General features: G+C 50.0%; 5 protein-coding genes. All 5 read right to left on the bottom strand.

The annotated features are described in order from the left end of the window. Positions 1 to 9: 9 nt before the first annotated feature. The gene (locus tag LKD71_RS07520) at positions 10 to 1,371 is read right to left on the bottom strand and encodes an MATE family efflux transporter (RefSeq protein ID WP_227614951.1); all 1,362 of its coding nucleotides are present in this window, start codon (positions 1,369 to 1,371) and stop codon (positions 10 to 12) included. A 92-nt stretch (positions 1,372 to 1,463) separates the two neighbouring features. Beyond that, complete coding sequence (gene nifJ / locus LKD71_RS07525) at positions 1,464 to 5,003, bottom strand: pyruvate:ferredoxin (flavodoxin) oxidoreductase (RefSeq protein ID WP_227614952.1); 3,540 nt, start codon at positions 5,001 to 5,003, stop codon at positions 1,464 to 1,466. A 301-nt stretch (positions 5,004 to 5,304) separates the two neighbouring features. Beyond that, complete coding sequence (locus tag LKD71_RS07530; protein WP_178045442.1) at positions 5,305 to 5,745, bottom strand: DUF1284 domain-containing protein; 441 nt, start codon at positions 5,743 to 5,745, stop codon at positions 5,305 to 5,307. Next, a complete protein-coding gene (locus LKD71_RS07535; RefSeq protein WP_227614953.1) occupies positions 5,738 to 6,283 on the bottom strand; it encodes a biotin transporter BioY in 546 nt (181 codons plus the stop codon). The genes LKD71_RS07530 and LKD71_RS07535 overlap by 8 nt, the downstream gene beginning before the upstream one ends. A 589-nt stretch (positions 6,284 to 6,872) precedes the next feature. Further along, on the bottom strand, positions 6,873 to 7,055 hold a 183-nt coding region (locus tag LKD71_RS07540), incomplete at its 5' end, for a hypothetical protein (protein WP_227614954.1).

Raw genomic sequence — 7,055 nt, forward strand, 5'->3', positions numbered from 1 at the left:
TTTGTTGCTTTACTTTGTTTTTGTACGCTTTGGGGAATGGGCGTAGTAACTGCTGGTGCGCTGACGGTAAAGCATCAGAAGACCTCTGACGCAGAGTTCCACGGCCATGGCGATCCACATGCCCGGAAGCCCCAAGAAACGTACCAGCACCACAGCAAGGCCCAGGCGCACGATCCAGATGCTTCCGAGATTCATAAGGCTTGGGATAAACGTATCCCCCGCCCCCCGTAAGGCTCCGGCCGCCACGATGGAAACGCCAAAAAGAGGTTCCGCCAGAAGCTCGATCCGAAGAACCCGGGTGGCCAGTTCTCGCACTGTCGCATCCGGAGTCAGGATCCGGAAGACCACCGGACAGATAAACATCATCACCAGGCCCGTAAAGCCCATGAAAAGCGCTCCCATGGCCGTACAGATATTTCCGTACCGTTTCGCCATTTTCGGTTTCCCAGCACCCACGCTTTTTCCCACCAGGGTCGTGGCCGCAGAGCCGATGCCATAGCCCGGCATATAGCAGAAGCTCTCCGCCGTCACAGCAAAGGAATTGGCCGCGATGGCTGTGGCTCCCAAGGGCGCGATAATCCGGGTAGCCATAACCATAGCGCTGTTCATCGCCACTTCCTGAACTGCCACCGGTGTACCGATCCGGAAGGCTTTTTTCAGAATTTCCCCGTCAAAATGGCCTTTCTCCGCATGGAGCAGCCGAAGCTGGGGATTGTGGATGCAGCAGCGCCAGGTCATGGTGAGACTGATCACCGCGCAGGCCAGGGCCGTTCCCATACCGGCTCCCAGAACGCCAAAGCGTGGAATCAGAATCGCGTTGAAAACCACATCCAGAAGACACATCACCGCATTCAAGATACTGGGAGTCACCATATCGCCGCTGCACTGCAAAAAGGAGGACGACAGGGAATTGAGCTGGGAAAAAGGAAGCATCAGGGCAAACACGAAAAAGTACAGCGTGGCGTCTTTTCGTATGCCCGGTTCTCCACCAAGCCACGCGGGAAGCTGACCGCTGATGGATACTCCCAAAAGACTTAAAAGTCCCGAGACGATCAAGGCTGTCACTAGGCCGTGGCGGACTACATTTCTGGCCTCCGCCTCCTCTCCTGCTCCGATCCGGTGAGCCACCTGGACAGAAAAACCTGATGAGACTGCATAAGTCACTCCATTAAAAAGCCAGGTGCTGGAGGCAACCAGGCCGATCGTTGCGGAAGCATTTGCTCCCAAAGCTCCCACCATGGCGGAATCAATATACTGCATCACGATGGTGGTGATCTGGGTCAGAATCGCCGGAAGGCTTAAGATCCAGACCTCCTTGATCTCCGGTTTCAAACGGAGCCAGTTCTGCTTTAATTTTTTTGTTTTTTTCATTACGATATCCCTTCCATTATGGTGGTAAAAAAAAGAGCGGTACACGACCGCGAAGCCGGTACCGCTCTTTCTGTTATTGGAATTTTAAGAGATTATTTCTCCTCGTTGCTGTACATGGTAACGAGTCTCTGCAGATACTCGTATCTCTCGTTTGCCTCTGCCTCAGATTTAGCGAACAGTCTTGCTGCTTTCTCCGGGTTAGCACGTTTCAGAGAGTTGTAACGAACCTCGCCGTCCAGGAAATCCTGGTAGCTCTCTGTCGGAGCCTTGGAATCCAGAGCGAACTTCTTGTCTGCTGCCGGGTTGAAGCGGAAGTTGTGCCAGTAACCGCACTTAACTGCCAGCTCTTCCTCGGTCTGAGCTTTTGCCATACCCTTCTTGATACCATGGTTGATACACGGAGCGTAAGCGATGATCAGGGACGGTCCCGGATAAGCCTCTGCCTCTGCGATTGCTTTTACAGTCTGAGCCATATCAGCACCCATGGAGATCTGTGCTACATATACATAACCATAGGACATAGCGATGGAAGCCATATCTTTCTTCTTGGTCTCTTTACCACCAGCTGCGAACTGAGCGATTGCTCCGGTTCTGGTAGCTTTACTTGCCTGTCCACCGGTGTTGGAGTAAACCTCAGTATCGAATACCATGACGTTGATGTCTTTGCCAGAAGCAAGAACATGGTCAACACCACCAAATCCGATATCGTAAGCCCATCCGTCACCACCGAAGATCCACTGGGATTTCTTAGCCAGGAAGTCTTTATTCTTAACGATGTCTTTGCAAACATCACAGTCAACGCCAGAGAGAACCTCTACCAGTTTATCGGTAGCAGCACCGTTGGTTGCGCCAACGCTGAAGGTATCCAGCCATTCCTGGCAGGCAGCCTTAACGTCCTCAGAAGCTTTCTCGTTAGCCATTACAGACTCAACTTTGGTCTTCAGGCCATCTCTGATTGCTTTCTGAGCAAGCAGCATACCATAACCGAACTCTGCGTTATCCTCGAACAGAGAGTTGCTCCATGCAGGACCCTGTCCTTTTTCGTTTACGGTGTACGGAGTAGACGGTGAAGAGTTGCCCCAGATAGAAGAACATCCGGTTGCGTTTGCGATATACATTCTGTCACCGAACAGCTGAGTGATCAGTTTTGCGTACGGGGTCTCACCACAACCTGCACAAGCTCCGGAGAACTCAAGCAGCGGCTGTTTGAACTGAGATCCTTTTACGGTATTCTCTTTGTATTTTGCTACGACATCTGCTTTTGCCGGAAGCTCTACAGCATAGTCGAAGTATTTCTGCTCGCCTGCGCTTGCTTCCATGTTTTCCATAGCCAGTGCCTTCGCACCCTTCTTGCCCGGGCAGACATTTGCACAGGAACCACAGCCGGTACAGTCGTAAGCGGAAACTACCATAGCAAATTTGTAATCTGCCATACCGGTCATCGGCATTACTTTCATGCCTTCCGGAGCCTTCTCTGCTTCCTCAGCGGTAAGAGCTACCGGACGGATTGCAGCATGCGGGCAGACATAGGAACAACGGTTACACTGGATACAGTTCTCGGAATTCCAAACAGGAACGTTTACTGCGATACCACGTTTCTCGTATGCGGAAGTACCGCTCGGCGTGGAACCGTCAACATAATCCTTGAATGCAGAAACCGGAAGGCTGTTACCCTCCTGAGCAGATACTTTGCTCTGAATGGTATTTACGAAATCAACAGCATCTTTTCTGCCGTTCTCAGCGTGAGTCATCTCAAGGCCTTCGTCAGCTGCGTTCTTCCAGCTCTCCGGAACCTGAACCTCAACAACCTGTTTTGCACCGGCTTCGATAGCTGCCCAGTTCTTCTGAACGACATCATCACCCTTACGTCCGTAGGTTGCTTTTGCTGCAGCCTTCATAAGGTCGATAGCCTGATCCTCCGGAATGATGTCTGCCAGTTTGAAGAATGCAGACTGGAGAATGGTGTTGATACGGGTCGGACCCATGCCGGTCTCGATACCGATCTTAACGCCGTCGATGATGTAGAATTTGATGCCATGGTTAGCGATGAATGCTTTTACCTGGCCCGGAAGATGTTTCTCAAGTCCTTCCATATCCCACGGGCAGTTCAGAAGGAAAGTACCTCCGTCTACCAGCTCCTGTACCATGTTGTATTTACGAACATAGGACGGATTGTGGCAGGCTACGAAGTTTGCCTTGTGGATCAGATAGGTGGATTTGATCGGTTTCTTACCGAAACGCAGGTGAGACATGGTAACACCGCCGGACTTCTTGGAATCGTAATCGAAGTAAGCCTGAGCGTACATGTCTGTGTTATCACCGATGATCTTGATGGAGTTCTTGTTTGCACCAACGGTACCGTCAGCACCAAGACCCCAGAATTTACAGTTGATGGTTCCTTCCGGAGTGGTTACCAGCGGAGCGCCAAGTTCCAGAGAAAGTCCGGTCACATCATCTACGATACCGATGGTGAATTTTGCTTTCTCTGTGTTCTCGTATACAGCTACGATCTGAGCCGGAGTGGTATCCTTGGAACCAAGGCCATAACGTCCGGTGAAGATCGGAGTGTCGTTGAATTTTGTTCCCTTCAGAGCTGCAACTACATCCAGGTACAGCGGCTCGCCCATAGCACCCGGCTCTTTGGTTCTGTCAAGAACAGAAATCTGTTTTACAGTCTCGGGGATAGCTGCTACCAGAGCCTCTGCACAGAACGGTCTGTACAGACGAACTTTGACAACGCCAACTTTCTTACCGGCAGCTCTCAGGTAGTCAATGGTCTCCTCGATGGTATCACATACGGAGCCCATAGCGATGATCACATGCTCGGCATCCTCAGCACCATAGTAGTTGAACAGTTTGTAATCTGTTCCGATCTTTGCATTTACTTTGTCCATGTATTCCTGTACGATTGCGGGCATTGCATCGTAGTAGGAGTTGCAGGCCTCCCTTGCCTGGAAGAAGATATCCGGGTTCTGAGCGGAACCTCTCTGGCAGGGATGGTTCGGGTTCAGAGCATGTTTACGGAATGCATCAACAGCATCCATATCTACCATGTCCTTCAGATCCTCGTAATCCCAGGTCTCGATCTTCTGGATCTCGTGAGATGTACGGAATCCATCGAAGAAGTTGATGAAGGGGATACGGCCTTTGATTGCTGCACAGTGAGCAACCGGAGTCAGGTCCATAACCTCCTGTACGCTGGATTCGCAAAGCATTGCGCATCCGGTCTGACGACAGGCATAAACATCGGAATGATCTCCGAAGATGGAAAGTGCATGGCTTGCAAGAGCTCGTGCAGATACGTTGAACACGCCCGGCAGCTGCTCACCTGCGATCTTATACAGGTTCGGGATCATCAGAAGAAGACCCTGAGAAGCGGTGTAGGTAGTGGTCAGGGCGCCTGCTGCCAGAGATCCGTGTACAGCACCAGCTGCACCAGCCTCGGACTGCATCTCAGTTACCTGAACTTCCTGTCCGAAAATGTTTTTTCTTCCCTGGGTAGCCCATTCATCTGTAGCTTCCGCCATAACAGAAGAAGGGGTGATCGGATAGATAGCCGCTACATCAGAATATGCATAAGAAGCATGAGCTGCTGCATGGTTACCATCCATGGTTTTCATCTTTCTTGCCATTTTGTACAATTCCTCCTTATTTTTTAAGAGCCAGACGGCTCTTTGATACATATTGAGTGAAATCACTGACGGTTCTGTGCATTTTTTCCGCACCTTGCACTTTGTGTTCTGAACTGTGCCGAGATTATTCACATCATATGGATTCACTATACCATATTTTTTTAAAAAAGTCCATTTCCTTGTATACAAAAATTGGGCGATTTTTTGTTTTTTTCATTGTACATGGCAGATTCTTGGGGTAAAAAGCTCTTTTTAAGCCAAAAAAAGACCCCGCCGCATTTGATTGGCAGGGTCTGATTCTTTATAGGAAAAAAATCCGGTTAATTTCTTTCAGGCTCCGGTCATATTCCGGAAAATCGCAGTAGCCCTGGCGGTACCACTCGCATCTCCCGCAGGAGGCGTCAAAGCTTTCTTCGCTCATCTTCTCTTCCGCTCTCTTGAAAAGGCTGCGAACCGGATAAAGAGTTCCTTCCTTTAAATCCAGCACCGGGAGAAGGTTGCGGTCCTTGATGGCCACATGGTTTCCGTCGCTTCCGCAGGTCTCATCGGGATTGCAGTTTGGACAATGGCTGCAGATCATGTCAGGTCCGCAGACCAGTTCCACTTCTTCCTCCGGATGAGCTTTCAGCCAGGCAATTTTCTCCGCCATATTTTTTGAAAAGCCGTCGCTGTAGCCCGCGCCGCGAAACAGTGGAATGCAGAGCAGATGATGAACCCGGAGACGTTGCTGTTCTTTATGCATAGGTCAGGATATTGGCTGCGTTCAGAGCTTTCCTGACTGCCGCACCTACAACGAAGGCTGCCACAACGGAGATCACATCTTTCAGAAGGTAGGGAACGGATACCAGCATCAGGGACTCCACAAAGCCCATCTTCATCAGAAGCATGAACTGAAGGGCACCCAGAAGGTGACAGATGGCAAGACCGGCTGCGGAACAGAGAATGGTGCCGGCTTTATTTTTAGAAGGAGTAAAAAGGCCGGTCAGCAAAGCCATAGGAAGGAAACCGATCAGGAAACCGCCGGTAGCACCAGTGATAGTTCCCAAGCCGCCGGAAAGACCCGCAAATACAGGCACGCCAAAGCTACCCAAAAGAAGGTAAACCGCCACAGAAGCCGTTCCCATCTTCCAACCCAGCACACAGGCGCAAAGGGCCACGCCAAAAGTCTGCATGGTAACGGGGACACCTGAGGGCATCGGAATCTGAATCTGGGATAAGACGGCGAGGACAGCTGTCATCATACCGGTCATGACGATGGTTTTGGTAGAAATCTTTTGCATGATATGAACCTCTCTTTTCTTGGGGCAAAATAGGATGAGGAAAGCCCCGATTTCGAGGTTTAGTATAAGCTTTGGGGGAAGGTTTGTCAACCTGTTTTGTGATATTGGTTGACAATACAATTTTCGCTTTGGAAAGCGTAGGAAAGATACGCAAGGGGGAAAACCATCAGAGTTGCGCCAGTCCTGGTTTTCCCCCTTGCAACCCCCTTTCCAGGGCACGCAGAAAATAGGGGGCTTACGTCAAACTGCTAGTGAGTGAAATGACGGCTCGTTGTGGACTCATAGTGAAACATATGGGCTATGTCAGATTGCTATCGGATAAAATACGGGTGAGTGTGCAATCATATTGAACTATAGGGCTTACGCCAAATTGGAACTATGTGGGAGAGCAGATAATAGATTTATATAAAATGATATGAGTGTCAAAAGATCTTTTGACACTCATTTGATACCCGGATTGCTACGCAGCTTCCACAATCCTCCAAATATTCGAAATCCGCTGATTTACTGCGTAAATCGCTACTTTGGGGCATATTCATGACAAAACACCTCGCAGAACAATGGCTCCTGAACAATTACAAAACTTACATCATAGTCCCACTACACGAAATAACACATCATTCTTCACCATGATGCACAAACCACCCGTCATTTCACGCAGTCCTTGTATGACGTAAGCCCCATATTTTCTAAAGCGGGCCCGATGGGGGAGCTCGAGGGGGCGGCGGAGAAATTCCGTTATCGGCGGCTGGGTCATCAAATATCTTTTCAG

The sequence above is a fragment of the Fusicatenibacter faecihominis genome, from assembly GCF_020686945.1.
Lineage (GTDB): Bacteria > Bacillota > Clostridia > Lachnospirales > Lachnospiraceae > Limivivens > Limivivens faecihominis.